A 650-nucleotide genomic window follows, 5' to 3' on the forward strand; every position below is an offset into this window, starting at 1 on the left:
CCGTTGGTGCGGGATTTGTCGGTGGCGTATGGGGCTCGGGTCGCTGGTGTGGGGCCGGGGTGGGGTTCGTTGCCGGTGCAGTATGCGGATTACGCGTTGTGGCAGGCGCGGGTGTTGGGTCGTGAGGATGATCCGGGGAGTGTTTTCGGGTCGCAGGTGGGGTTTTGGCGTGCGGCGTTGGCGGGTGTTCCGGAGCTGATGTCGTTGCCGTGGGATCGGCCGCGGCCGGCGGTGCCCAGTTATCGGGGTGGCGCGGTGGATGTGTCGGTGGGTGCGTCGGTGCATGCGGCGGTGGTGCGGTTGGCGCGGGAGTGGGGTGCGACGCCGTTCATGGTGGTGCAGGCGGCGTTGGCGGTGTTGTTGTCGCGGGTTGGTGCGGGTTCGGATGTGGTGTTGGGGACGGTGGTTGCGGGGCGTTCGGATCGGGCGTTGGAGGAGTTGGTCGGGTTCTTTGTGAACACGGTGGTGTTGCGCACGGATGTGTCGGGGGATCCGAGTTTCCGTGAGTTGGTGTCGCGGGTGGTGGCTGCGGATCTGGCGGCGTTCGGGCATCAGGATGTGCCGTTCGAGCGGTTGGTGGAGGAGTTGGCTCCGGTCCGGTCGTTGGCGCATCATCCGTTGTTCCAGGTGATGCTCGTCTTCGACAACAA

Annotated in this window: 1 protein-coding gene; it reads left to right on the top strand. The window is 66.0% G+C overall.

Features of this window, described 5'->3' with window-relative positions:
• Positions 1-48: 48 nt before the first annotated feature.
• Positions 49-650: condensation domain-containing protein (locus ODJ79_RS46665; protein ID WP_317620767.1), on the top strand; the 602-nt coding region annotated here is incomplete at its 3' end.

Source organism: Actinoplanes sp. KI2, from assembly GCF_025630775.1.
Taxonomy (GTDB): domain Bacteria; phylum Actinomycetota; class Actinomycetes; order Mycobacteriales; family Micromonosporaceae; genus Actinoplanes.